We start from the raw sequence: 23,591 nt of genomic DNA, 5'->3' as shown, positions 1-23,591 counted from the left end.
GTTTCAGTGCATCGCACGCATATTTGGGTTTTTATTATATGACACGTTCAATTGTTGCTCTTTCGTTAGCTACTATTTTTACTTCAACTTTTGTTTCTGCAGAAACAATTGAAGGCTCCTCATACGACCGCTCTGGTTTTGGTGTAAATATTGGCTACGCAATGACTTCCCTTGATAATGTTACAGCGGCGACGGAAAGCGGTGTATCTTTCGGTGTTTCGTACACTTTTAACAATGGTCTTGTGATCGCTGGTTCTTATGTTCCAACCATCGTTGAAGACAGTGCATCAATCGGCTATCTAGGTGCGCATGTAGAGGCTTCGCAAGCAAACCTTATGGTTGGTTATGAGAGCATGAGCGGTTGGCGTATTTTGGGTGGTCTAGCTGCTACTGATACGGAAGCGACAGTGTACAACGCATACACATCAGTTAGTGACTCAGACTCTTCGACTGGTTTCGCTGTGCAAGGCGGTTACGTGTTCCAAAATGGAATTACGTTGGATGCTCAAATCTCAGTTGTAGATTTTGCTGGTATCGATGCAACAACTTCTAACCTTCTAGTTGGCTACAAGTTCTAATTCTTATAGGGGACATGCATTTTGTGTCCCCAGTTCCCCCTCTATTATTCGTATGCAACAGCAAACTGACGTCTTGATGAGAAATTAAAAGTCTGGTTGGTGCTGCAGTAGAGCGATAAATGCGTCTAGGTGCTGTTCAATTGTCAGATCAGCAGAGATCGCGGGTAGTTCAACCGTAATGCATGGCAATGCGCGCTCGTTACACCAAGTTCCGAATGATCCCGGAGTTTCGTAATCTACGTCATCGACGAGTGGTAGCTTGAACAGCTCTCCAAGCCACTTCGCCAGCACTGAATGGGCTGGATCATCAACAAACGCAAGGGGTTCATGAAAAGAGACCACGAACTTTGGATTGCGTTTCTCAATCAGGTTAATTAATGCGTCGACTTCGGGTTCAAGCGATTTTTTGCTGCCTGTTTTGACTTTGACATCCCTCACGGGTGTGTGTGAACTCCAACGATAGACGGTGCCGTGTTCTGTCCAATTTTGTGTGGGGAAAGCACGGTTTAAGTCGACTTGATTGGCGTTTGCTCGTGTACCCAACTGGTTGGCGTCTGGGTTCATCGATAAAATAACGTCATGCTTTAAATCTTCAGCGGGCAAACTTCTCAGCGCGCAAGATAGCCCTGCGATAGACGCTGTCTCATCACCGTGTGTGCCTGCTAAAATCAAACCTCGGGAGTTACTTTCTACTTGCGCAGGGAAGTACAGCAATGGCGCGCCCAACACCGATTTTCCATATGATATCGGCGAAATTAAAAAAGCCGCTCTTTCCGTTCTTGGAATTAGACTCACCGTAATCTCCTGATTGTTCGATTAGTATTTGGATATAACTCAAGTTATGGTTGCTGAAACTAGCACTTTGAGATTACTTGGGTATAAACCGAACACTTAAAGTTCGTCAATGCTTGTATTATCAATTGTGGTACTTGCTTCAAAAGACGTGTTAGGAGAACGAAGAACGATATGGATTTTAAAAAGCATTCTACAGCGTTAGTGATTTCCTCTTTATTGACCCCATTTTTGTCCGCAGCTGCGTTTGCAGACTCTCTACCTGATGGCGTGCAATTGGCATCTGAACAACATTTAGTGCGTGCAAACGATGCCGAAGCAGCGACACTAGATCCGGCAAAGGCTGAAGGCTTACCCGAGATGCACATCATTCGCGATTTGTTCGAAGGCTTAGTCATCCAAGATCGTGATGGCAACATCGTTCCCGGCGTTGCAGAATCTTGGCAAACGGAAGATAACCAAACTTTTGTGTTCCATCTGCGTAAAGATGCGAAATGGTCGAATGGCGATCCTGTGACAGCGGATGACTTTGTTTATTCGCTGCGCCGAGCTGTGGATCCTAAAACGGCATCACCGAATGTTTGGTATCTCAAACTCACCAAGATCAAAAACATTGCTGATGTTGCGGAAGGTAAGAAGCCGCTGGATAATCTCGGTATTACCGCTGTCGATAAACATACGCTACGTTTCGAGCTGGATAGCAAGGTGCCTTATTTTGTCGCAATGACCGGGCATACCTCCATGATGCCAGTGCACAAAGCGACGGTTGAGAGCAGCAATAAACCGTGGAGTGATCCTAAGCAGTTTGTTGGCAATGGTGCATTCGTGCTAGACAAGTGGGTGGTGAATGAGCGTATTGAACTGAAGAAGAACCCAAACTATTGGGATAGCGCAGACGCTCACCTCACTCAGGTGACCTATATTCCGTTTGAAAACCAAAATGCCTCGATCAATCGCTATGCCGTGGGTGAGGTTGATATTACTTCAGATGTACCTACACACATGGCGCAAAAGCTGAAGAAAGAATACGCACAAGCTTACACCGCGGTGCCTCTGCTTTGTACTTACTATTATGCGTTTAATACCACTCGTCCTCCGTTTGATGATGAGCGAGTTCGTAAAGCTGTTTCTTACTCCATCATGCGTGATGTGATCACCGATGGTGTGACTCAAGTGGGTAACTTGCCTGCATACACATTTGCTCATCAATACACGGCGGGCTTTGACGCAACTCAGCCAGAATATAGCGCATGGACACAGAAACAGCGTGATGCAAAGGCGCGTGAACTGTTGAAAGAAGCAGGATACGGAAGCGGTAAGCCTTTGGATTTCAAATTGCTGTACAACACCAGCGAGTCCAACAAAGCCATTGCAGTGGCAATTGCTTCTATGTTGAAGAACAATTTGGGAGCCAAGGTTGAGCTAGAAAACCAAGAGTGGAAATCTTACCTGGTCGCACGTAAGCAAGGGGATTTTGATGTCATGCGTGCCTCGTGGTGCGGAGACTACAACGAAGCGTCCACTTTCTTGAGTCTGTTGCGCTCAGGCTCGTCAGGTAACTTTGCTCGCTACAGCAGTGAAGCCTATGACAGCGCGATGAACAGTGCATTGGCTGCCACCGATGAAAAAGCGCGCCAAGGTTTCTATGACCAAGCAGAGCAACTATTAGCTATGGATATGCCAATCGCGCCGATTTACTACTACATGCAAGCGCGTTTGGTTCGCCCTACGGTGGGTGGTTTTGCCAAAAACAACGTAGAAGGTCGTATTTACTCGAAAGACCTCTATATCAAGAAATAGCACCTAACCAACCAGTGCTAAAATCTAGCCCCGAAGAGGTGTCTTACGGGGCTTCTTTTCTCTTAGCGGGTGGAGAGCTTGTTGACTAGCATTGCGACTCGTTTGCCAAGATATTCGGCTGTCGCGAGATCAGAAAGAGATAATTGACCATCTTCACCACCTTGAGCAACAATGCCACCTTGCACACCGTAGCGATTAAGGTTTTGCTCACCAGAATTGCTGATCTTGTCCAAGCCGACCCACATCATGCCGTGTTGGTTAGCGAGCGTTTGTAGGTATTGCAATGTGCAAGATTGGTCACCATTCATAGCCCCACCACTGGTAAAGCCGGCTGCGATTTTCCCTGCCCATTTTTGGTAACACCAAGATTCACTGCTTGCATCGGCAAATGCTTTAAACTGTGCTGCCACACTGCCCATGTAGGTTGGAGAGCCAAAGATAATCGCATCACACTCAGCAAGTTCATCCATTAGGTTAGGGTGCACAAAACGCCCCTCAATAATCTCACTGCCTTGAATACGGTGAGAGAGAATTTCAAATCCACCTTGCTGTTCAATGCCCTGTTGTTCAGCGCCAGCAGCAATTGCGCGAGCAAGCTGACCTGTTACGTCGGTTTTAGAGAAATAAATAATCGCAATTTTAGCCACAATGGTTCCTTTTTCATTGTTGATCTTGAATCGTGCGAATAAGGCTAAAACCTCAAGCATGGTTGAGGTCAAGAAGGTATTTAAAAAAACCGAGGAAACAAAAAGCCGATGTAGATACATCGGCTTTTTAGTGGGCTATTTCTTTCTGCGGGTATAAATGCGTGAGGTGGTTTTTGGCTCCTCAACCTTGGCTTTCTCTTTCGCCAGTTTGAGTACCGCTTTTTGGAGCATCAAGTTGTTCGGGTAAGTGATTAGGTTGCCGTTGTCGTGCTTGATCAACACATGGAACATACGGATTTCCTGAATCTCACCGCTAATGTCTTCGTCTTTGTCCACGACTTTAATTCGGTCACCGACACGATATGGGAAGACAAAGAAGATCAGAAAGCTTGCCGTGATGTTACTAAGAATCGACCATTGAGCGATGAAAGCCACCCCCAATACCGCGAAGATAGACGATAGGAATAGCGACACATCGCCATAACCAATACCGGTCACGATGGCGAATAGCGAAGCAAACAGGAACAAAAATGCGACGTTGAAGCAACGTTGAATAAAGCTCAAGCGTGCTTTGTTTACGCCTTTAGCTTCTGCCAAATTCAGAATCGCGCGGTTGGCGATCTTCTTTAGCAAGCGATAAGCGATCACAATGATGACGCCCATCAACACTTTATAACCGATAGAGCCCGCCGTGAAATACTGACTGATTTGCTCTAAATGCATCCAATGATTCATTTCTTCAACTCGAGAATATTAAGAAGGCGCGTGTTATAGCCGATTTTGACTCGCAAGTAATTAACTATTTTCACTGCGGAATGAGATTTATGTTGAACAAATTTTGACCTTTATCCCAGTTCCGGATTGAGACGTAATGAACCTTGCTCTTTGTTGTGTTCGCTGCTGCTAATCTAGACAAGTTGATTGCGCTATGGAAAGTGGAGGGATGTGTGGAAGAAGATGAAAGGGCTATCATGGGACTTGTCGCCATTGTTGGCTTTGTGTTGGTTTGGATACTTCTCGAAGAGTTTGGCTATTTTGGTTTACTCACCTTCAATAAATAAGCCCCGCGAAACACTCAGTTCAACGGGGCTTTGATTTTTTGTGCGGTTTAGTGCTAGCTGACGGCGCGAACCTTACCTTGCTTCAAGTCGTTAAGCACTTGCGCCTTCGGACCATCTGCAATCACACTGCCTTTTTCCATGACTATCACGCGATCAACAATGTCGAGCATTGAGGTTTTGTGTGTAATCAAAATCAGTGTCTCACTTGGTTTTAACTGCGCTAACTGATGTTTGATGTGCATTTCCGAACGGTTATCCATTGCACTGGTTGGCTCATCCATCAATAGCACAGGTGGGCGACCTAAAAACGCTCGCGCAATGGTTACCGCTTGACGCTGACCACCTGAAAGCATCGCACCACCTTCACCGACCTGACGCTCAAGACCTGCTGGATCTGATTGAGTAAAGGCTGTGACGCCCGCTCGGTTTGCTGCATCTAATACATCGCGATCATCGGTTAGTGGACGACCTAGTGTAATGTTGTCGCGAATCGAGCCGAAGAATAGATTCGAATCTTGCGGTACGCAGCCGATATTGCGTCGTACGTCCACGTGGTGAAGCTGTTCAATATCGGTGTCATCAATACGCACATGACCTTCTGTTGGCTTGTACAGACCCATTATCAAGCGTTCTAGCGTGGTTTTACCCGAACCAATACGACCGATGATCGCCACTTTCTCACCAGGATTGATGGTCAGGCTCAAATCACGAATCGATGCTACTGGTGCATCTGGGTAATGGAAGGTTACTCGGTCAATTTCAATCTTACCTTGCACGATAGGGCGGTGAATGTAGCGTTTACCTTCTTCTTGCTCGTCTGGCATTTCCATCACTTGATTAATGATGGTCATCGAAGACTTCGCTTGGTTGTATCGGGTTGAAAGCAAAGAAAGCTGAACCATAGGACCAATCGCTCGACCACTTAGCATGGTTGCAGCAATCAAACCACCCATGGTGAGGTCCCCATTCGCAATTAAGTACACGCCTAAAATGATCATGCCGACGTTACTACTTTGCTGCACAAAACCTGCTGCATTTTGAATACTGTCGGTGATACGACGGCTCTTGATGTTCCAGTTTGCCATGTGTGCAACGGCTTCTTCCCAGCGGTATTGGAATTGGCTTTGTGCACTCAGCATTTTCACCGTTTCTAAGCCAGATAAGCTCTCAATCAAGTTAGCGTATTTCTGTGAAGCAAGACGTGAACCTTCTTCAATCGAGCGGCGCAATGGACCTTGGATCAACGCGGAGTGAATCATCAGAATCACCACGCCCACCATAGGCACGAATACTAAGTCGCCAGCCATTAACCAGATGATAATCAGGAAGAGAATCGCGAAAGGTAAGTCAATCAACGCACTTACCGTGGCAGAGGTAAAGAATTCACGAATGGATTCAAACTCTTGCAAGTGGCGAGCAAACGCACCCACAGAAGGCGGCTTGGATTCCATACGGATGCCCATCACTTTGCTAAACAGCTTAGAGGAAATCAGGATGTCGGATTTCTTACCTGCAACGTCGATGAAGTAGTTACGCAGTGATTTGAGCAAGAAATCAAACAAGAACACCACAAAGATACCGCTTGCCAACACCCATAGCGTCTCAAACGCGAGGTTTGGTACTACTTTGTCATACACCAAGCGAGTGAACATTGGTGCAGCGATAGCAAAGATGTTGATAAGGAGAGAAGCGATAAGCACATCGCGGTAGATGCGTTTAGATTGCCACAAGGTTGACCAGAACCAGTGACCTTCTTTGGTTTTGAGCACTTCGGGAGAGCGCTCGTCATAACGGAATTGCTTTTTAACTAAAAAATAGCGACCAGTGTACTGCTCAAGTAGGTCTTCTAGAGGAATGGAGATAGGCACCATTCCGCTTTCTAGGGTGGTGATTTCAGCTTCTTGCTTCTCAACGTTAATGCTATTGAGAACGCAAGAATCACCACCTTTAAGAAGTAAGATAGCCGGCAGAATTAGGCTAGAGATCTTGTCTAAATCTGCACGGTTTTCCTTGGCAACCAATCCGGCCCTTTCCGCCGCTCTTGGTAGCAGAAACGGGGTAAGCTTGCCATCAGAGAGCGGAAGACCGTTAATCAGGGCTTCCGGTGAGTTGGCTAGTCCGTAGTATCGGCTAACGTAAATGAGCGAGTTCAGTAAAGGGTCTTTCATCCTTGGTATACCTTTCTTATTCCTTGTCGACGATGAAGCCTTGGAAGACTTCCACAAAGTGTTCGGTTAGGAAATCCAACTGAATCTGTGTTTCAACACGAGATGCGATCGTGGTAATACCCAAGTTATGAGCAGTACGTGAGATCGAAGTCAGCGTGAACTTCTGCTTCTCGTCGTGCAAGTTGTGCGTGAATAGGTAATCCAGTTTTACGTAATTCGGGCGGAATTCCTGAATGTACTCAAGTGACTGGAAGTTACGACCATAGTTATCAACACCGAACTCTGCTCCAGTTTGACGAATCGCGTTACACAGCAGGGCTGTATGGTGCGGATGGTCAATGAAACACGCTTCTGGAAGCTCAAAGTGGAGCATAGGTGCAACTTTCGGGTGCTTCTCTAGCATGCTGGTGGTCCAACGAATGAACGATGGTTGAGACAAGCTGCTTTGTGCGATGTTGATTGCCACTGGCTCTTTTAGCTCGCCGCTTTCTAACATCTTAATCATCGACTCAATGACGTATTGGTCGAAGATGTTGGTTGCGTCTAGCTGCTCAAGAGCAAACAGGTATTGGTTTGCTCGGTAAGTCTCGCCATCTTTTTCGATGCTTGAGAACACCTCGTTGTGGAACACTTTACCCCAAGTATTCTTCGCAGACTGGAAGCGGAATTTAATCCAATCGCTGTGAATCGCTTCTTCAACCAACGCTTTCCATTGCTGTTTACCCATAAGGTTAGAAGTATTTTCACCACCAACGAAGCCGTACGCTTTGTCTGGTTGCGCTTTCGCTTTCGACAAGGCGTTATCCACCATCGATAGCACTTCAGTGCGCGTTTTCTGATCTTTACTGTGTGCAACACCCAGTGATGCTTTTGGCTTCGCAAGACCGGTAGGATCGGTATTCAGACCATTTACACAGTTAACGATACTGTCAGCTAGAATGCGCAGTTCGCTCTCATCCATGTGTGGGAATAATAGACCGAATTCGTCGCTAGATAGACGAGCAATGGTCGCTCCTGGTACATCGATAGTGTTTTTCAGACGTTGAGACAACTCTTTCACGTGGGCATCAGCGCGTTGATAGTCTTTCGTCTCGTAAATATCGCCAATGTATTCAGCATGGAGTAGCGCGATACCCCCTTGCGTTTGTTCTGCAAGCCATTGGTCAACTTGGTTAATGTAGAACGAGCGGTTACCTAGTTTGGAGATTGGGTCTAGGTAAGCTTGAGCACGCAGACGCTGTGCTTCTTTGGCTTGTTCTTTAAATGACAGTTCGATTTGTGCCGACATTGAGTTGATGCCATCAACCACTGCAATTAGGTCCTTGGTTTTTGGACGCGCCAGTGGGTCACCAAACTGGTTGTTGGCGATCTCGTGCATTTTCTTCACGATGGCAGCCAGCGGTTTTAATGAGCGACGTAGAATGTAAGAAATCGCAATCAGACCCACTAGGAAGATAATGCCAAATGCCGTAAGTAAGCGAATAAAGCCTTGCCAAAGTTGCTCGTAAGCAGCTCCTGGGTGGCTGATGATTTCAACTTCTGCAAGTTGCATCCAACCACTGGTTACCACGCGTTTATCATGAATCGCTTTGAACAAGTTCAAGTCGATGAACCATTGTGGAACATGGCTTGGTTTGACTGGGTACGAGCGTACGATTTGGTAATCCGAATCTAACGCGGTGAGACGTACGACAGAATAAGTACTGCCATCGAACAACGCATTAATCACGGATTCTACCGCCACCTTATCCTTGTCTTTTAAATAAGGTGCCAGTGCCAAACCAACGGTGTTAATGGTGTTGTTGACCTCTGAACGTTGCTGCTGCTCTAAGCTGTCTCGAGTAGTGTTGAACTGGATTACGAATACTGATGCCATCAAGAGTATAAAGACCGTAACCATTCCCACTACAAGCTTCTTATATAGGGTCATGTTTTTCACTCGTCATAGTTAATTTTAGGTTTTTTTAACTGCAACTTACGTTCGCGCGAGCGTAAGTCATTCCAAAGGCTCAAACGTGAGGCTTTTCCTGCTAGCTCTCCAACGCTAGCAGAAGACTTCATTAGCCATAGGTTTGAACCATTAAAACTGTAAATCGGTAGCAAATCGCTACGCTTGGAGGCTCGGACAATTTCTGGATTGATGTTGTCGAGAATGAGCGGCTCTGAACTTGGGGTTGGGTAATAGGCGAGTACCATGTGAAACTGATTCAATTCGATGGCTTTTACGTAGATCAAACGCATCTTTGAATCCGGTACGCCAAGCTCGAGTAAAGAGAAGTATTTGGCAATAGTGAAATCTTCACAGTCACCGGCATTGCTGCCTAAAAACTCGAGTGGTGTTGCCCAGTAGTCTTTTTTGCCCCATAGGTCTATGTCGTCAACGAAGTAAAGTTGATTGAAAAAGTCGTTAACGCCTGCCAGCTTTTCATGAGTCTCCAATGTTTTAAAAAAGTCGATATTATCTCGCCAGGTTTTCACGCGCATTCCAGCGCGTTCACCATAGACTGAAGTGACCGTATCGACCCATCTTTGTTCTTTGTTGTTCAAGGCACCAATTTGGAACGAAAAACAACTAATGCTGATTAATAATGTAACTTTACGCTTCAATCTGGGTGGCATATTCGACTCACATCACAAGTGTACTCTTCCAATGGGCTCGACAGTGAGAAATAAGTGCTTTTTATTTAACCACTTATCAACACTTAAATATACATTGGAGAGTCCTTGCTGACACTTACTCCTTAAGTGCGTTGGTTTTGGCGCTCAAAATTGGTTTAAGCAGGTATTCCAAAACGGTTCGCTTACCTGTGATGATATCGACTGAAGCCGTCATACCTGGAATGATTGGCAAGTCTGCATCCTGTCCAAAACTGGTTTTCTCAGTTCGTACACGCACGATATAGAAGCTGTTGCCTTCCTCATCTTGTGTTGTGTCGGCACTGATGTGCTCCAGTTCCCCTTCAAGACCGCCGTACTTGGTAAAATCGTACGCGGTGAATTTCACGATGGCATGAAGGTCAGGGCGCAAGAATGCGATATCCTTCGGTGCAATTTTGGCTTCAACCAAAAGGGTATCTTCAGTTGGGACGATTTCGACGATGTCCATACCCGGTTGAATAACGCCGCCAACGGTGTTGACGTTCAATGTTTTGATAGTGCCTGTCACTGGAGAAACCACAACGGTACGATTTACGCGGTCTTCCAAGCCCACAGCCGATTCCACGAGCGCAGAAAGTTGGTCTTGGGTGCTATTGAGCTTCTCTTGTTGTTCAGAACGGAATTTCAGAGCAACATCAATACGATTAAGCATGGATTCGCGGATACCAGATTTGATTACGGGAATCTTCAGTTCACTGGATGTCATTTCGCGGCGTGTGTCGTTCACCTGACGCTGTAGTTTCAACAGTTCGATTTTAGGCACAACGCCTTCATCTGCGAGCGGCTTGGTAATGTCTAACTCTTTCTTGGCAAAACGATAGCTCTGGCGCAAGTTACTCACACGTGCTTGGATCTCAACCAGGTCTTGCTGCTTCTGCTTTACTTGCTGGTCGATAACTGAAATTTGGTTACGCAGATTATCTAGGTCTTCTCGGTATTCCGCTTTTTGGCGTTGCGTTAGGCGAGGTTGATTTTCTTCAAGCGTTGGTGGGAATGTCAGTTTTCCGTAATCAAGAACGACATTTTGTTCCCAGTTGCTGTCATCGAAATCGCGATTGACTTCGACGCTACTGATCGACGCAGAAAGTTGCAGTACGGAAGCCGTCAAGTTGGCAACTTGTTGTTCACGTTCACGGAAGTCTGAGCGGAAACGCGTGTCGTCAATCAATAACAACTGCTGACCTTTTTCGACTCGTTGACCTTCCTTCACCAAGATCTCTTTGACCAAACCACCTTCGAGGTTTTGTACGACTTGGATTTGAGAGGAAGGGATAACCTTGCCTTGCCCTACGGTTACTTTATCGATTTGCGCCCACGACGCCCAAGCGATAGCCGCAACAAAGAATAACACCATCACCCACAGCATTAAGCGGGCACTATTTGGCGTATTTAGAAGCAATGCAGCGGTTTTGTCGTCAACAAAATCCAGCTCTTCGCTGCTTAGTTTGTTGTAGTTGTCTCGGCTCATCACATTCCTTGTTTTATAAAGACGGTTTATCTTTTTGATCTTATTATTATTAACGGAGCATGTCAGCATACTCAGCTAATAAAAATGTGTGAAAGGGGTAAGTCCCCCCTCATTTACTGTGCCTTGAACTTTGTTTTGTCCAACTGATGTTTTTTTAGTTTGTCGTACAAGGTTTTGCGCGACACTTGTAATTCTAGTTGAACCTCTTTGAGTCTGCCTCTATGTCGTTGCAAGGCATCAAACAACAAGCAATATTCAAAGTGTTCTGTGCGTTGGGTCATACTTTGGATTTCAATGCTTTTTTCGCTGTTCCAATCCTCCATACGAAACGCGTCCGGTTTCAATGCCCTTAATTCGGCAAACTGTCTCAATTGTTTGATGTTTTCTGGCCAATCGAGTTCCGTAATCCGCTTCACTTCATTCAGACTAATCTGAGGGGGTTGGAGCTGATAGCGACTCGCTGCATGACGCACGAAGTGTTTGTATAAGGGACCGATGTCTTCTTTACGTTCATTCAAATTCGGCATCCGAATCATCTTCACTGAGCTTTCAATGCCTTTATCGACGGTGTTTGCAGCACCAAATACGCGTTGCAGTTTCGGGTGGTTAAACAAGCATTGCCACTGTTTTTCCGATATATGCTCGGCGCTGTGTAAGTACAAACTGCAATGGCTTTTACCGTCTGTAAGATGATGTATGGTTTTGTCTAATGCTTCATGTGAAAGCTCGTATAAGTCTTCACCGGATGCGGCAATCAACTCACTTTCTGCGGTCGCATGGATATCGTGAGCAAACTGAGCAGCGAGTCTTCGCCCTGTGCCATCTTCACCGACAAAAATGAGCGGCTGGTGGAGTGGGGCGCTTATCAGCGCACGGCGAATGTCGACCATAGCTTGACTGTGACCAATCATTTTTGGACCGACATGGGTTTGCATGTCGAGCTCTTTCTTTAGCCAGACGTTTTCTTGCAATAAGACCAGTTTATCGCCGGCATTGTTGAGCGATTTTAATAGTTGCTCGGTAGAGAATGGCTTTTCAAGAAAGTCATACGCACCGCTCTTCATCGCTTCGACCGCGGTTTTTACATCACCATGCCCAGTTAATACGATAAATTGAAAGTGATTATTTTTGCCTAACAGGGTGCGCATGAACTCTAACCCATTCATCACTGGCATGTGGATATCGGTGATGATCAGTGCTGGCGTATTGGGATCAATCACGCGCAGCGCTTCAACTGCATTTGGGAAGCAAGTGACGTCAATTCCTTCAATCAATAACGCTTGAGTAACCGCATCACGAATATGCGGCTCATCATCGACAAAGAAAACAGGGTTATGCATGAGAGTCTTCCTCTGCTGGATGAAGTGAAACGAGAGGTACGCTGACGACAAAAGTCATCCCACCTGATAGCTGAGATTGTGTGTCCATTTGATGGCGAGCGTGACGGGTATAATCGGCATCGTTATCAGCATCATGATTATAAGCGCTGAGTGAGCCTTGATAGCTCTCCAAAATGCGTTTTGAGATGGTTAAACCCAGTCCGAGCCCCTCTGGCTTGGTGGTGTAAAACGGGTCGAAAATCTTAGCTAAGGCGTGTTCTGACATGCCGGGGCCGTTGTCAGAAACCAAAATATCGCAGTTACTCTGGTCACACTGCACGGCAATCGAAATCTGTGGGTCGATACAATACCCTTCCATAGCTTGAGCTGCGTTGTGGAATAGATTGATCAGCACTTGCTCAAGCTCGACGCTGTGAATCGCGAGTTTTACGTCGTATTCAATGGCTGGCACTTTAAGCGTCACTCCCTGTTTGATCAGCTTACTGCTCAGAATACGTGTCGCGTTGTGCACCGCATCGTGTAGAACCGATACCTCACTGTGTAGGTTGTCATCCGTCTTACGCGTGAAGACCTTTAAGCGTGCAATGACTTCGGCCATGGTATCGTTGAGCGACAGCATCTTATCCAGATTGTCCGCCACCATTGGGTAACGCTCCATTGTCATTAAACGCTGCGAGTTTTCGGTGTAAGTCCGCAGCGCAGCCAGTGGCTGATTGATTTCGTGATTAATGCTTGCAGACAGTTCACCAAGTAGCGCTAACTTTGCCGCTTGAGTTAGCTCTTGTTGCGTTTGCTTCAGTTCTTGTTGGCTCTGCTCATATTGATGCACGGTTTGTTGTAACTTGTGGTTGGCTTGGCTGAGGATGAAAGTTCTCTCTGTTACCTTTTCTTCCAAGCTGGCATTGACATTGGCAAGACGTGCTTTATTGACCAGCATTTGGAACCATGCCAACGCAATTAACCCCACAAGCGCATACAGCAGCAGATAAACTATGTCGGCTTGCAATACAGCGGTGAAGACTTCTTGTTGGCTAATCAGTGCAATGACGCGAAAACCTTTGTCAAACAGATTGGTCGCGTAAGCAAGGTAGTTGGGTGACACCAAGAGTTGGTTGTTTTCAAACTGATTGACTCCGCTTTGCCCAGTGAGCTCGCCACGATATTGAGGAAGGGTATCACCGTATTGTTGAGTTTGATTGAGCTCTTGTTTTGCTTGTTCAGATAATGGGAACAGAGCACGATAGCGCCAATCGGGCAAGTTACTCATGAACACCACGTCGTGCACACCCGCAACCAGTAAATCGCCATCATCTTGTGCCAAGCGCTGTTCTAGCTGCTCCAAATTGACTTTAACTGTTATTACGCCTTCGACTTCGCCATCGACCCAAAGTGGTGATGAGAAGAAATATCCGCGCTTATTGGAGCGAACCCCGAGGGCAACGTATTGAGCCTTCTCCCCATTTAATGCGTGTTGAAAGTAAGGACGAAAGGCAAAATTAGAACCGACGAAACTGTCGTCTTGTTGATAGTTGCTCGATGCGATCACCAAACCGGTTTTATTGTGCACGTAAATAGTGTCAGCTAGGCTTTGTGCTAACCAATCAGCGAGCAATAAATTGAAGGATTCTGACGGTTTACCCTCTTTGACTGCTGCGAGTAATCTTGGGTCATGGCTAAGCAAGTTCGGGATTTGTTCAAACTTTGCCAGTTCATAATCGATTTCCTGTGCAACCTGCGAAGCTTGAGTTTGCAGCTTATTTTGCCACTGATCATGTTGATGCTGGGTTGCGTATTTATGAGTCAACATCAGCCCGACCAGACCGATGGTGAGCAAGACCAATAAAAAATGGCGCAGAGCTTTGGGGTTAAGTAGGTTCACGATTGGCTCACTAGTTTTTAACGCCATGTTATCAAAAGGCATTTAGTGATGCTGTGAGCTGCTGCGACAACGTGACATAACACAAAACCGCAATCAGGGTTCTCGCTTGCTTTCCTTGAATTTCCCTATCATCGGGCGCACAATCGACAAAAACGAGTGAAGGAGTGAAGATGGAACTTGCTGATATTCGTCGTGAGTACACAAAAGGTGGCCTGCGTCGTAAAGATTTAAAAGCAGATCCGATTGATCAATTTAACCTATGGTTAGAGCAAGCGGTACAAGCAGGGTTGACTGATCCAACCGCAATGACGGTCGCGACAGTGGACGAAAATGGCATGCCGTTTCAACGCATTGTGCTGCTGAAAAACGTCGATAAAGATGGCTTTGTGTTCTACACCAACTTGGGCAGCCGTAAAGCGCAGCAGCTTGAGCACAACAGCAACATCAGCCTGCATTTCCCATGGCATCCACTTGAGCGTCAGGTTCACATCACAGGTGTGGCAGAAAAGCTAACGCCGATGGAGAACATGAAGTACTTCACTTCTCGTCCGAAAGACAGCCAATTGGCTGCGATTGCGAGCAAACAAAGTAGCCGTATTTCTGCACGTGGTGTATTGGAAGGTAAATTCCTAGAGTTGAAGCAGAAGTTTGCCAAGGGTGAAATCCCGATGCCATCCTTCTGGGGTGGTTTCCGCGTCAAGCCGCAAAGCATTGAATTCTGGCAAGGTGGTGAACATCGTCTGCACGACCGTTTCTTGTTCTCAAATCAAGAAGGCGAGTGGGACATCGATCGCCTTGCGCCGTAATGGCTTTGACAAAGAGATAAAAAACACCGCCTCAATAGGCGGTGTTTTTGTGTTTACCCAATGGCGAATCAACGTTCACCGTTAAGCACGACAGAAAGCTGATGTTTAAGCAGGGTTTTCGGCACAATCGATCCGTAGCCTGCCTCCATGGCTTTGTCGATAAGTTCGTTCTTACTGTTGGCTTCAAACTTAGTACGCAGACGAGCAACATGCCCTTCTACGGTCTTGGTTGAAATCCCCATGACCTGTGAGATGAATTGCGGCTTTTTGCCATACAGCAACAAGAACAGAGTCTCTTGCTCACGGCAGGTCAGCTTTTCTGGCTCGGGTTTCAGGTTAGAAAAACGAAAGATGGACTGCTGGTTGGGCGTGCCACCGATGGCTCTGCATACCCAATATCCCACTTCGATGACGGCGGTATCAGTAAGCTCGCGACCATAAAATATGGTGCCAATGATGTTGCCGTCGTCGTCTCGCCAAGGCGTCTTAGTAAAAATGTGCGCTCGCCAATGACCATCTGGATAAGGGTGGATATCAAGGATCTTTAGCGACTCGCCTGTTTCAATCACGTGCTTATCTTGTTCTTGAAACTCTTTTGCACATTCAATGGTAGGGCTTGCGACCTCAAAGTCTGTTTTGCCTATACAGACTTCAGGTGAATCGTAGCCTATCAATTCTGCGTATTCCTGATTCACATAGCGGAATACCGAATCTTTATCTTTGCATCCCCAACAACCCGGTAGCTGTCGAAGGAGCGACTGTTCTATGGTATTGACTGGAATATTCACAAGGGACTCACTACTGCTACATATCGCCTGCTTGATTGCAGGTCAGTATTCTCACTTCGCTTATCCCGCGTTTTTATTACAACACTGCCTTGATCATGCTTTCGAGAATCGCGCCAGATGGAACTGGAAGAGAGAAGGTCGATCAGGATAACTCAGCGTGATGATTAACGTCAGGATACGGTGAGATGGTCGATATATTATCAGCTTATGCCATTGTTTTCATTGGCGTGAGACAAAAAAAAGCCAGCCTGAAGACGGGCTGGCAACACAAGATATAATCTTGTCGACGTGTAGAAGAGGTTCTAAATTACATAGCGAGGGTCTGCTAAGTAAGTTAGAGGTATCAAGTAGATACCGATGAGCTCAGGGTCGTATGCATCCTAGAGCTCGAGGTCTAATGTATTGAATTGTGAGCATATTAGTAAGGGGGGAAATCCCTCTATGCCCCTGTTTTTCGGGCATTTCGTGCGCTTTCGATCGTAGTTTTTACCTTGTTGCTTACATTGGTGTGCATTTCAACCCCAAAGATCTTTGCTATTGGCTTGTCTCATCTTTGGTAATTTTGGCTATCTGTCCGTTTTTGTTAAAAAAATTGGTTGCACATTGACCGTAAGTTTCTCTTACATGATCATCGTTCCGGAACTATGATCATGTAGAGCGCAATGATCGTGTTGATTTGATCTTGTGCGATTGGATTGGGGAAGATTTGCAACCCAACAGAGAAGGTATATGATGCCAAGATATAAGCCGACTGTGTAAAGACGACTGTTTGAAATGAGTGATTCAGATAACCCGAAAGCCCCGCTATATAAAGAGATCATGCTGCCTAAACCAGCAGAGTTGATCACGCTTCCGTCTTATATGGATTGCCATGATCATGCTTACACACAGATCGTGATCGGTTTAAAGGGACAAGCAGAATTCGAAGTTCGTGGTCAGGGCAATTTGGTTGGTCCGGGGCAAGGTTGCATCGTAACGGCATCTTCTGATCATGCTTTCGGTGGCGTGATTCATCAATCAGACATCTTGGTGCTTAATATGCCAAAGCCTGCCAACGATGATCCTGAGATGTTGCAAAAAATCAATAACCTAGAACGCTCTCATCTTTACTTCCAATTGGATGGTCAGATTCAAAAGCTGATTCAAATGCTGGTGCAAGAGATGCGTAATCATCCAGACGATTTACTGCTTAGCCGTGCGTGTAATGACACCGTGATCGCTCTTATGCAGCGTCATATATCAGCATTTGAAACCTCAAGGAAAGAGTCACGCTTTGATCTGGAAGCGATTGACCGTTACATCGAACAGCACTTGAGCCACAAAATCAGCGTGGCGCAATTGGCTGGCAGCGTATTTTTGGGTGAAAGCCAATTCCATAGCTTATTCAAAGATCAGATGGGCATTACGCCGCATCAGTACGTGCTCGGCAAACGCATCGATATGGCGCGCGATTTGATTGAACAAGGTCACTTAACGTTGGGGCAAATTGCCGAATTCACCGGTTTCTCAAGCCAAAGTACTTTCACTCATACCTTTACTCGTTTACAAGGATTATCACCTTCTCAGTATAAGAAACAGGTTGGCTAACACTGCTCATCAAGTTGCTTATTTGAGCGAAGCCGCGTATGAGTCGCGGCTTTTTTGTGCTTGTGTTTTGCACAGGAAAGTCGAACTTTTTTGCGTAATTCTCCGGAAAATTTCAATGTTTTTGTCCATTCCTCACAAAAGCGCAATCTAAATCCTTCTTATTCAAACAGAAATTGCTCAAAACCCGCCTGCTTTTGTTGTAAATGACATGCAAAGATGAATTTTTACAACACAATATATTATGTATTTGCGTGTGACTATGTAGGTGTTTTGTTATAAAAGCGAGTTTTTAGCAAAAAGCTCGGAGTTTTTGACAAGTATTCTTCTCGGGCTCAAAATACACTGCCAGCCATTGATGATCCTCGAAGCGGTTTTCGAGGAGAGAGATTGAGGAAAACGCATGTTTACAGCAACGAACGTGTTAACACCGGAATTTATCGAGCAGCCGCTTGATAAATTGTGGTCACTGATCTCGCCATTGTACATGGTGGACGAGTCTCAATGGCTAGAGCAATTATTGCCACTAGCAACGCCGACAGCGGAAGAAAAATCGGCAATCACGACCCAAACAACCCAGCTTATCGAAGCCATCCGTGCGGATAAAAAGTCAATTCAGATGATTGATGCGCTATTGCTGGAATACAGCTTAGATACTCATGAAGGTATCTTACTGATGTGTCTTGCAGAAGCATTGATGCGTATTCCTGATTCAGCAACGGCGGATGCACTGATTAAAGATAAGTTAAGCGTTGCTGACTGGAAATCTCACCTTAAGAGTTCTGATTCTGTCTTCGTTAACGCTTCAACTTGGGGCTTAATGCTAACAGGTAAAGTGATTGGTCTTGGTGAGCAGGAAACCCAGAGCCCAGGTCAGGCTGTAAACCGTCTGGTAAATAAATTCTCAGAACCTGTGATTCGTAAAGCCATGTATCAGGCAATGAAGATCATGGGTCATCAGTTTGTACGTGGTCGTACGATTGAAGAAGCGCAGAAGAACGGTCGCCCAATGCGCGACAAAGGTTTCACTTACTCATTTGATATGTTGGGTGAAGCGGCGCTGACCACAGCAGACGCAAGCAAGTACTTCAAAGACTACCTAATGGCGATCGAAGCCGTTGGTCGTGAAGCGTACGGCAGTGACACAAGCCCTGCACCTTCTGTTTCTATCAAGCTTTCTGCACTTCACCCACGTTACGAAGTGGCGAATGAAGAACGCGTGATGACAGAGCTTTATGACACCTTAACGCAACTGCTTAAACGCGCTATCGAAGTGGATGTTGCCATCACGATTGACGCAGAAGAAGCAGACCGTCTTGAGTTGTCACTCAAACTGTTTGAAAAACTGTACCGCAGCGACCTAGTGAAAGGTTGGGGCAAGTTTGGTTTAGTAGTTCAAGCCTACTCGAAACGTGCACTACCTGTGCTCGTGTGGCTAAACGGTCTAGCAAAAGAACAGGGTGATCTGATCCCACTGCGTCTAGTAAAAGGCGCGTACTGGGACAGTGAAATCAAATGGTCGCAACAAGCGGGTTACGAGAACTACCCTGTTTACACGCGCAAAGAAGCGACGGATGTGGCTTACCTAGCGTGTGCGCGTTTCCTACTGAGTGAAAGTGTGCGCGGTAATATCTTCCCGCAGTTTGCTAGTCACAACGCGCACACTGTTACTGCGATTGCTGTAATGGCAGAGCACAAAGATTTCGAATTCCAACGTCTGCATGGTATGGGTGATTCGCTTTATAACCATGTAATGGACACTTATGGTCAGCCAGTACGTATTTACGCGCCAGTTGGTAGCCATGCGGATCTACTGCCTTACTTGGTTCGTCGCTTACTAGAAAACGGTGCGAACAGCTCGTTTGTACACCGTTTGGTGGACGCGCGTTGCCCAATTTCAGAGCTGACGCATCACCCTGTTGATGTGCTGACCTCTTTTGAGACGCTACACAACGGTCAAATTCCAATGCCAACCGGCATCTTCCCAGAGCGTAAAAACTCATACGGTGTGAACGTTGATATCGACAGCGAAGCGAAGCCGTTTGAAGCGCAGGTTGAAAGTTTCCTAACCCAGAAGTGGACAGCGGGTCCGATCATCAACGGCGTGAAACATGCCGAAAGCATGATCAAGGAAAACTCCGCAGAGATCATTACTGCCCCTTACGATCGTCGTATTGAAGTGGGTCAGGTGGCTTTCGCAAGCCTTGATCATGTTTCCGCTGCAATCGAAGCGGCTGATGCTGCATTCCCAGAGTGGAAAGGCACTGCAATTGAACAAAAAGCGGCGTGCCTAGATAAGCTTGCGGATTTGATGGAAGAAAACTTGGCTGAGTTGGTGGCGATTTGTCACCAAGAAGCGGGTAAGACGATTCACGATAGCATTGATGAAGTGCGTGAAGCGGTCGACTTCTGTCGTTACTACGCGAAACAAGCGCAAAATCTTCAGCCGTTTGAACTAGAAGGTTTTGATGGCGTGAAACGTATGTCTAGCCGTGAAGGGTTAGGTGTATTCGTTTGTATCAGTCCATGGAACTTCCCATTAGCGATCTTCCTTGGTCAAGTCACAGCAGCATTGGTTGCGGGTAACACCGTTGTGGCTAAGCCAGCTGAGCAAACCAGCTTAATTGCGTCGCGAGCGATTGAACTGATGCTAGAAGCCGGCTTCCCTGCTGGCGTGATACAGCTATTACCAGGTCGTGGTGGTGAAATTGGTCATGCACTAACGTCTCACGATGCGATTGCAGGCGTGGCATTTACTGGTTCGACAGCAACGGCGCAGCGCATCAATGTGACGCTTGCCGAGCGTAGCGCGAAGCCAGTACCGTTTATCGCTGAAACTGGCGGTCAAAACGCCATGATTGTGGATAGTACGGCACTACCAGAACAAGTTGTGCGTGACGTGATTCGTTCCGCTTTCGCTTCTGCTGGTCAACGCTGTTCCGCTCTGCGCGTTCTATTTGTTCAAGAAGACGTGGCGGATCGCATCATCAACCTTATCCAAGGTGCGATGAATGAACTGCATGTTGGTATTCCTTACCTACACAAAACGGATGTGGGTCCGGTTATCGACAGCAATGCAAAGAACAAACTCCTTGCTCACCTAGAGCACATGACAAGTACGCAAACCAAAGTTGCTCAATTGCAGTTGGATGAAGCGTGTCAGCACGGTGATTTTGTATCACCAAGTGCGTTCGAAATCTCGGGCATTGATGTTCTGAAAGAAGAGCAATTCGGTCCTATCTTGCACATTGTTCGCTTTAAAGCGTCTGAGTTGCCAAATGTGGTTGAGCAAATCAATCAAACCGGTTTTGGTCTCACAATGGGCATCCACAGCCGTAACGAAACCACTTACCGTTGGATTGAAAAACACGCTCGTGTGGGTAACTGCTACATCAACCGTGATCAGGTTGGCGCGGTGGTTGGCGTTCAGCCATTCGGTGGTCAAGGTTTGTCGGGTACGGGTCCGAAGGCTGGTGGTCCTCACTACCTATACCGCTTTACTAAACAACATCTTGTTCAAGCTGAGAAGGCGTAAGGAGTCGCATTATGGTTCATCAGATCACGTTTTTTAAAGATGCATTCTCTGCGTGGGAGCAGTGGAATCTGACCGATTTTGATTACAAATGTGAGCATTTGCTGGCATTTAAATCTGCGATTGAAGAGCAGCATAGCGTGGTTGGCAAAGTGGTGTCTTACCACTTGCAGCAAGCGTCTACTCTGTTAGCAGAAACTCATCAGTTAGTGGGGCCTACGGGTGAAACTAACGAGCTGTACGCAGCGGGTCGCGGTGTGGCTTTGGTTGTTTGTGAAAACAATCTAGCAAATACCGAGAACGCTCTGAACAGCACATTTGCAATGATCACCTGTGCTCTGATTGCAGGCAACAGCGTGGTGATTTGTAGTGACAATACAGAGCTTACTCAATTGGTTAAGCATGCTGTGGCGTCAGCAAACTTCCCATCTAACTTAGTCCAAGTGGTTGCGTACGATGCGTCTTCCCCGTTGTTAGACAGCGACGTACGTAGTGTGGGTTATATTGGGCATTCACAGGTTGAGCATGCGCTTAACCTGCAACTGGCTAAGCGTGACGGTGCCATCGTCGGCTTAGTTTCTGAAACGGATTTAGAGTCACCGACATTGACTCATGATCCTCATCTGTCGTTGCGCTTCATTACCGAGCGTACTCGAACGATAAATATTACAGCGGTGGGCGGTAACGCGACTCTACTCGAGTTGGGAAGCGACTCCCACTAACCTGACTTGTGATACCAATCTGAACCAAAAGAGCCCGAGAGCTTACTCGGGTTGGTATCTCTTACTTTGATGTATTGCTGCGATGGCAAAATATCAAAGCAGGCAAGGAAGGAAATAATTATAACGAGGACTATCAAATGATAGAAAATAGCTTTGCTATCACGACCACTTTTGTGGCGTACTTACTAATTATGGTTGCCATTGGCGTTTACGCGTATAAGAGGACTTCCAATTCATCAGACTACTTCCTAGGTGGTCGTAGCCTTGGTCCATGGCCAGCGGCACTTTCTGCAGGCGCATCAGACATGAGTGGCTGGTTGCTACTTGGTCTTCCGGGGTATGCATATGCAGCAGGTATTGAAGCGTTCTGGCTAGCAGGTGGTCTGCTTGTGGGGACATGGCTAAACTGGTTAATCAGTGCAAAACGTCTACGTACGTACAGCATTCAAACTGATGCGCTAACGCTGCCTGAATTCCTGTCGCGTCGCTTTAACGATAAGTCGAAACTGATTCAGACAATCTCTGCGTTCTTCATTCTTCTATTCTTCCTTTTCTACACCAGCTCAGGCTTGGTAGCAGGGGGCAAACTGTTTGAGACCGTATTCGGCTTGGATTACAGCATTGCCGTTATCATTGGCACGGTGTGTGTGGTTTCTTACACGCTATTCGGTGGTTTCTTAGCGGTATCTTGGACGGACTTGGTGCAAGGTCTATTGATGGCAGCTGCACTAATGATCGTGCCAGTTGCTGTGATGGATGGTGGTCTAGGTCAATTGGCGACGGACATGCACAACATTAACCCAGAGCTACTAACGCTATGGAACGATACGAAAGGCGAGCCTCTATCAGCTATCGCGATCATCTCGTTGGTGGCATGGGGTCTAGGTTACTTCGGTCAGCCACACATCCTAGCGCGTTTTAAAGCTTCTCGTTCGAACAAAGACCTAACAACAGCGCGTCGTATCGCTGTAGGTTGGACTGCGCTTTCTATGGCGGGCGCAATGCTAGTTGGTCTTGTTGGTCTAGTGTGGGTAACAGGTCACCCTGGTACGCAACTAGAAGATGGTGAGAAAATCTTCATGCTATTGGTGAACACGGTATTCCACCCAGTGATTGCCGGTATCCTATTGGCGGCAATCCTAGCGGCGGTAATGAGTACTGCGGATTCACAACTTCTAGTATCGTCATCTGCTCTAGCAGAAGACTTCTACAAGCAAGTGATTAAGCCAGATGCAACGTCTGAAGAAGTTGTAATGATTGGTCGTGTGGGCGTTATCGTGATTTCTCTTATCGCGCTATTCCTAGCAATGACGCCAGACAGCTCTGTTCTCGGTCTTGTATCTTACGCTTGGGCAGGCTTTGGTGCTGCGTTTGGTCCAGCAGTTGTGCTTAGCCTTTACTGGAGCGGTATGAACCGCAACGGCGCACTAGCAGGTATCCTAATCGGTGGCGTGACTATCGTGGTTTGGAAACAGCTAACAGGCGGTTGGTTCGATGTGTACGAAATCGTACCGGGCATCATCTTCTCAACGATTGCGATCATTGTTGTAAGTAAGTTGACTGGTGGTGCAGCGCAAGAAGTGCTTGAGCAACACAAAGAATACGAGAAGAAATTGGTTGAGCTAGACTAATTCCTCTCAATTAAAAACAAAGCCCGCGTTTGTCGCGGGCTTTTTTGTGCTTACTCGATGGTGATTTGAATGACCCGTAATACCTCAATTCGAGAATTTCTGAGGTATAGTAAAAAACGTGTTGACCCGTCTATCAG

The 23,591-nt window shown here is 46.5% G+C and carries 17 protein-coding genes; 7 read left to right on the top strand and 10 right to left on the bottom strand.

From position 1 onward, the window contains the following. Positions 1 to 38: 38 nt before the first annotated feature. The gene (locus OH463_RS04395) at positions 39 to 578 is read left to right on the top strand and encodes an outer membrane beta-barrel protein (RefSeq protein ID WP_005450047.1); all 540 of its coding nucleotides are present in this window, start codon (positions 39 to 41) and stop codon (positions 576 to 578) included. 84 nt (positions 579 to 662) lie between these two features. Here the strand turns inward: OH463_RS04395 and mpaA are convergent, their stop codons facing one another. Further along, positions 663 to 1,373: a murein tripeptide amidase MpaA gene (gene mpaA / locus OH463_RS04390; protein WP_080994945.1), complete on the bottom strand. Its 711-nt coding sequence runs from the start codon at positions 1,371 to 1,373 to the stop codon at positions 663 to 665. 171 nt (positions 1,374 to 1,544) lie between these two features. Here mpaA and OH463_RS04385 point away from each other — a divergent pair, with 171 nt between their 5' ends. Further along, positions 1,545 to 3,170 (top strand): ABC transporter substrate-binding protein, encoded by a 1,626-nt coding sequence (locus tag OH463_RS04385; protein ID WP_079325254.1) that lies wholly within the window; start codon positions 1,545 to 1,547, stop codon positions 3,168 to 3,170. Positions 3,171 to 3,232: 62 nt separating this feature from the next. Here OH463_RS04385 and OH463_RS04380 read toward each other — a convergent pair whose 3' ends face one another. The 8 genes from OH463_RS04380 to OH463_RS04345 form a co-directional block, all read right to left on the bottom strand. Continuing rightward, on the bottom strand, positions 3,233 to 3,817 hold the full coding sequence (locus OH463_RS04380) for a flavodoxin family protein (RefSeq protein WP_009696515.1): 585 nt from the start codon (positions 3,815 to 3,817) through the stop codon (positions 3,233 to 3,235). Between the two features lie 135 nt (positions 3,818 to 3,952). Further along, complete coding sequence (locus tag OH463_RS04375) at positions 3,953 to 4,540, bottom strand: mechanosensitive ion channel family protein (RefSeq protein WP_005450053.1); 588 nt, start codon at positions 4,538 to 4,540, stop codon at positions 3,953 to 3,955. Positions 4,541 to 4,931: 391 nt separating this feature from the next. After that, positions 4,932 to 7,046: a type I secretion system permease/ATPase gene (locus OH463_RS04370; RefSeq protein WP_005450056.1), complete on the bottom strand. Its 2,115-nt coding sequence runs from the start codon at positions 7,044 to 7,046 to the stop codon at positions 4,932 to 4,934. 16 nt (positions 7,047 to 7,062) lie between these two features. Further along, positions 7,063 to 8,976, bottom strand: coding sequence for a bifunctional diguanylate cyclase/phosphodiesterase (locus OH463_RS04365; protein WP_026000294.1), 1,914 nt, complete (start codon positions 8,974 to 8,976; stop codon positions 7,063 to 7,065). A gap of 5 nt (positions 8,977 to 8,981) precedes the next feature. Continuing rightward, the gene (locus tag OH463_RS04360; RefSeq protein WP_017189818.1) at positions 8,982 to 9,665 is read right to left on the bottom strand and encodes a transglutaminase-like cysteine peptidase; all 684 of its coding nucleotides are present in this window, start codon (positions 9,663 to 9,665) and stop codon (positions 8,982 to 8,984) included. Between the two features lie 115 nt (positions 9,666 to 9,780). After that, positions 9,781 to 11,172, bottom strand: coding sequence for an HlyD family type I secretion periplasmic adaptor subunit (locus OH463_RS04355; protein ID WP_005449876.1), 1,392 nt, complete (start codon positions 11,170 to 11,172; stop codon positions 9,781 to 9,783). A gap of 113 nt (positions 11,173 to 11,285) precedes the next feature. Then, positions 11,286 to 12,512 (bottom strand): sigma-54-dependent transcriptional regulator, encoded by a 1,227-nt coding sequence (locus OH463_RS04350; protein WP_009696510.1) that lies wholly within the window; start codon positions 12,510 to 12,512, stop codon positions 11,286 to 11,288. After that, positions 12,505 to 14,433, bottom strand: a complete 1,929-nt coding sequence (locus OH463_RS04345; protein ID WP_269990623.1) for a sensor histidine kinase — start codon at positions 14,431 to 14,433, stop codon at positions 12,505 to 12,507. The genes OH463_RS04350 and OH463_RS04345 overlap by 8 nt, the downstream gene beginning before the upstream one ends. Positions 14,434 to 14,561: 128 nt before the next feature. Between OH463_RS04345 and pdxH the strand changes: the two genes are divergently transcribed. Beyond that, positions 14,562 to 15,197 (top strand): pyridoxamine 5'-phosphate oxidase, encoded by a 636-nt coding sequence (pdxH, locus tag OH463_RS04340; protein WP_005449881.1) that lies wholly within the window; start codon positions 14,562 to 14,564, stop codon positions 15,195 to 15,197. A 68-nt stretch (positions 15,198 to 15,265) separates the two neighbouring features. Here pdxH and OH463_RS04335 read toward each other — a convergent pair whose 3' ends face one another. Further along, positions 15,266 to 15,985, bottom strand: a complete 720-nt coding sequence (locus OH463_RS04335; RefSeq protein ID WP_009696508.1) for a helix-turn-helix transcriptional regulator — start codon at positions 15,983 to 15,985, stop codon at positions 15,266 to 15,268. Between the two features lie 774 nt (positions 15,986 to 16,759). Between OH463_RS04335 and OH463_RS04330 the strand changes: the two genes are divergently transcribed. The 4 genes from OH463_RS04330 to putP all read left to right on the top strand — a co-directional run bounded on the left by OH463_RS04330 (position 16,760) and on the right by putP (position 23,454). Further along, positions 16,760 to 17,572 carry an AraC family transcriptional regulator gene (locus tag OH463_RS04330; RefSeq protein ID WP_005449884.1) on the top strand — a complete coding sequence of 271 codons (813 nt, stop codon included), beginning with the start codon at positions 16,760 to 16,762 and terminating at the stop codon, positions 17,570 to 17,572. A gap of 400 nt (positions 17,573 to 17,972) precedes the next feature. Further along, positions 17,973 to 21,104 (top strand): bifunctional proline dehydrogenase/L-glutamate gamma-semialdehyde dehydrogenase PutA, encoded by a 3,132-nt coding sequence (gene putA, locus OH463_RS04325; RefSeq protein ID WP_269990622.1) that lies wholly within the window; start codon positions 17,973 to 17,975, stop codon positions 21,102 to 21,104. Between the two features lie 11 nt (positions 21,105 to 21,115). Next, entirely contained in the window at positions 21,116 to 21,823 is a 708-nt protein-coding gene (locus OH463_RS04320; RefSeq protein WP_269990621.1) for a 1-pyrroline-5-carboxylate dehydrogenase, read from the top strand. A 137-nt stretch (positions 21,824 to 21,960) separates the two neighbouring features. Beyond that, positions 21,961 to 23,454, top strand: a complete 1,494-nt coding sequence (gene putP, locus OH463_RS04315; RefSeq protein WP_005449887.1) for a sodium/proline symporter PutP — start codon at positions 21,961 to 21,963, stop codon at positions 23,452 to 23,454. The last annotated feature ends 137 nt before the right edge of the window (positions 23,455 to 23,591 follow it).

It is taken from the genome of Vibrio sp. NFR (assembly GCF_027587095.1).
Lineage (GTDB): Bacteria > Pseudomonadota > Gammaproteobacteria > Enterobacterales > Vibrionaceae > Vibrio > Vibrio harveyi.
This window is presented reverse-complemented; position numbering and strand designations above follow the sequence as displayed.

Excerpts from the sequence above, each read along its gene's own strand:
- OH463_RS04395 (WP_005450047.1), top strand. The coding sequence starts at position 39 with ATGACACGTTCAATTGTTGCTCTTTCGTTAGCTACTATTTTTACTTCA.
- OH463_RS04385 (WP_079325254.1), top strand. The coding sequence starts at position 1,545 with ATGGATTTTAAAAAGCATTCTACAGCGTTAGTGATTTCCTCTTTATTG.
- OH463_RS04375 (WP_005450053.1), bottom strand. The coding sequence starts at position 4,540 with ATGCATTTAGAGCAAATCAGTCAGTATTTCACGGCGGGCTCTATCGGT.
- OH463_RS04370 (WP_005450056.1), bottom strand. The coding sequence starts at position 7,046 with ATGAAAGACCCTTTACTGAACTCGCTCATTTACGTTAGCCGATACTAC.
- OH463_RS04365 (WP_026000294.1), bottom strand. The coding sequence starts at position 8,976 with ATGACCCTATATAAGAAGCTTGTAGTGGGAATGGTTACGGTCTTTATA.
- OH463_RS04360 (WP_017189818.1), bottom strand. The coding sequence starts at position 9,665 with ATGCCACCCAGATTGAAGCGTAAAGTTACATTATTAATCAGCATTAGT.
- OH463_RS04355 (WP_005449876.1), bottom strand. The coding sequence starts at position 11,172 with ATGAGCCGAGACAACTACAACAAACTAAGCAGCGAAGAGCTGGATTTT.
- OH463_RS04350 (WP_009696510.1), bottom strand. The coding sequence starts at position 12,512 with ATGCATAACCCTGTTTTCTTTGTCGATGATGAGCCGCATATTCGTGAT.
- OH463_RS04345 (WP_269990623.1), bottom strand. The coding sequence starts at position 14,433 with ATGCCTTTTGATAACATGGCGTTAAAAACTAGTGAGCCAATCGTGAAC.
- pdxH (WP_005449881.1), top strand. The coding sequence starts at position 14,562 with ATGGAACTTGCTGATATTCGTCGTGAGTACACAAAAGGTGGCCTGCGT.
- OH463_RS04330 (WP_005449884.1), top strand. The coding sequence starts at position 16,760 with ATGAGTGATTCAGATAACCCGAAAGCCCCGCTATATAAAGAGATCATG.
- putA (WP_269990622.1), top strand. The coding sequence starts at position 17,973 with ATGTTTACAGCAACGAACGTGTTAACACCGGAATTTATCGAGCAGCCG.
- OH463_RS04320 (WP_269990621.1), top strand. The coding sequence starts at position 21,116 with ATGGTTCATCAGATCACGTTTTTTAAAGATGCATTCTCTGCGTGGGAG.
- putP (WP_005449887.1), top strand. The coding sequence starts at position 21,961 with ATGATAGAAAATAGCTTTGCTATCACGACCACTTTTGTGGCGTACTTA.